The 2,067-nt window shown below is 36.7% G+C and carries 2 protein-coding genes and 1 pseudogene; all 3 read right to left on the bottom strand.

Annotation, left to right across the window (positions count from 1 at the left end):
- Positions 1-325: 325 nt before the first annotated feature.
- Positions 326-871, bottom strand: a complete 546-nt coding sequence (locus tag RAH34_RS22745) for a peptidoglycan-binding protein LysM (RefSeq protein ID WP_114821833.1) — start codon at positions 869-871, stop codon at positions 326-328.
- A gap of 200 nt (positions 872-1,071) precedes the next feature.
- Positions 1,072-1,617 carry a peptidoglycan-binding protein LysM gene (locus RAH34_RS22740; RefSeq protein WP_306597672.1) on the bottom strand — a complete coding sequence of 182 codons (546 nt, stop codon included), beginning with the start codon at positions 1,615-1,617 and terminating at the stop codon, positions 1,072-1,074.
- A 201-nt stretch (positions 1,618-1,818) separates the two neighbouring features.
- Positions 1,819-2,067: pseudogene (locus RAH34_RS22735) on the bottom strand (peptidoglycan-binding protein LysM); the annotation flags it as partial.

Raw genomic sequence — 2,067 nt, 5'->3', positions numbered from 1 at the left:
GAGATTACGTCATTCAGGGTAATGTTTACGGTTGTAGTTGCAGTTGTATTTTGAGCTTGAACATTGCTAGTTCCAAATATGATGGCTCCAAAAGTTAAGGCTGAGATTACGATTTGCTTTTTCATGATGGTAATATTTTATTGTTATTTTTTACTTAATTGTTATCTTTTGTATACTGCAAATTTATAATGGTGCTAAAAGTTTCTTTGTAATGGAAAAAGGAAGCTCATGTAGTAAAATCACTACAGGATTACTCATTGGGGTTATAGAAAAACCCTCAACACTTTACAGGTACTGAGGGCATGTATATTGATGTGTTTTTTTATTATAAAGCAGTCGCTGTATAAGTTACTGTTTGTGTATAAGTTCCGGCTGGCTTCCCTAAAATATCAGATGATGAAGATTTTGCTGCTGGAATAGTGTAGTCCAGGTTTAGTGTTAATGCGCTTCCCAGCGGGGCATTGGTAACTAAATTCTGATCTGTTGCAGATAAAACCACAGTATTTTTTGTTCCCCCCATTGATCCGGCAGCTGTAGCTGCTTTAATCGTCAAAACATTCACAGGGATTAAGTTCGTTCCATTCATAAAATTAGCACCTCCTGCTTTTACTTTAACATTAAAGTTCTTTGTGGAAGTAACTTTCAAAGAGTTCGCTTTGGTAATGGTCTGATCAGAGTTGTAGTCTGCTGCAGTAACATAGTTGAAGTCAACCGTATTACCAATGGCAGTACTTCCTGCATCGATAGAGATTACGTCATTCAGGGTAATGTTTACGGTTGTAGTTGCAGTTGTATTTTGAGCTTGAACATTGCTAGTTCCCAATATGATGGCTCCAAAAGTTAAGGCTGTGATTACGATTTGCTTTTTCATGATGATAATATTTTATTGTTATTTTTTACTTAATTGTTATCTTTTGTATACTGCAAATTTATAGTGGTGCTAAAAGTTTCCTTGTAGTGGAAAAAGGAAGTTCACGTAGTAAAATCACTACAGGATTACCCATTGGGTTTATAGAAAAACCCTCAACACTTTACAGGTACTGAGGGCATGTATATTGATGTGTTTTTTTATTATAAAGTAGTCGCGCTGTAAGTTACTGTTTGTGTATAAGTTCCGACTGGCTTCCCTAAAATATCAGAAGATGATGATTTCGCTGCCGGAATGGTGTAGTCCAGATTCAGTATTAATGCACTTCCAAGAGGAGCATTGGCTACTAAGTTTCTTTCTCCTGGAGATAAAACCACATCATTTTTTGTTCCGCCCATATTTCCTGGAGCTGTTGCTGCCTTGATTGTCAAAACATCTACAGGAATTGAGTTGGACCCATTGACGAAAGTCGGGCCACCTGCTTTTACTTTAACATTGAAGTTCTTCGTGGAAGTAACTTTCAAAGAGTTGACTTTTGTAATGGTCTGATCAGAGTTGTAATCCGCTGCAGTAGCATAGTTGAAGGCAACTGTCCCACCCATGGCAGTACTTCCTGCATCGATAGAGATTACATCGTTCAAGATAATGTTTAAAGTGGTGGTTGCAGTAGTATTTTGAGCCTGAACATTATTATTCCCTAATATGATGACTCCAAAAGTTAAGGCTGAGATTGCTATTTGTTTTGTCATGGTAGTACTATTTAATTATTATTCTAGTTCAATAACCTCTATTGAATACTACAAATCTACAGTAGTGATAAAAGTTTCTTTGCAGTGGAAAACGGAAGTTCATGTAATAAAATCAATACAGGATTACTCATTGGGGTTAAATAGATGCCCCTCAATACTTCCCGATATTAAGGAAACATCTATAATTGTTGTGCTTTTTTATTATAAAGCAGTCGCTGTATAAGTTACTGTTTGCGTATAAGTTCCGGCTGGCTTCCCTAAAATATCAGATGATGATGATTTTGCAGCTGGAATAGTGTAGTCCAGATTCAACGTTAATGCACTTCCAAGAGGAGCATTGGTAACTAAATTCTGATCTGTTGCAGATAAAACCACAGTATTTTTTGTTCCTCCCATTGATCCGGCAGCTGTAGCTGCGTTGATCGTCAAAACATTCACAGGAATTAAGTT

This window comes from Chryseobacterium sp. WLY505 (genome assembly GCF_030846215.1).
Classification (GTDB): Bacteria; Bacteroidota; Bacteroidia; order Flavobacteriales; family Weeksellaceae; genus Chryseobacterium.
Note: the sequence above shows the minus strand (reverse complement) of the source record. Positions and strands in the feature narration are given on the sequence as shown.

What these genes read in the sequence shown, in the direction of transcription:
- RAH34_RS22745 (WP_114821833.1), bottom strand. Translation starts at nt 871, where the DNA reads ATGAAAAAGCAAATCGTAATCACAGCCTTAACTTTTGGAGCCATCATA.
- RAH34_RS22740 (WP_306597672.1), bottom strand. Translation starts at nt 1,617, where the DNA reads ATGACAAAACAAATAGCAATCTCAGCCTTAACTTTTGGAGTCATCATA.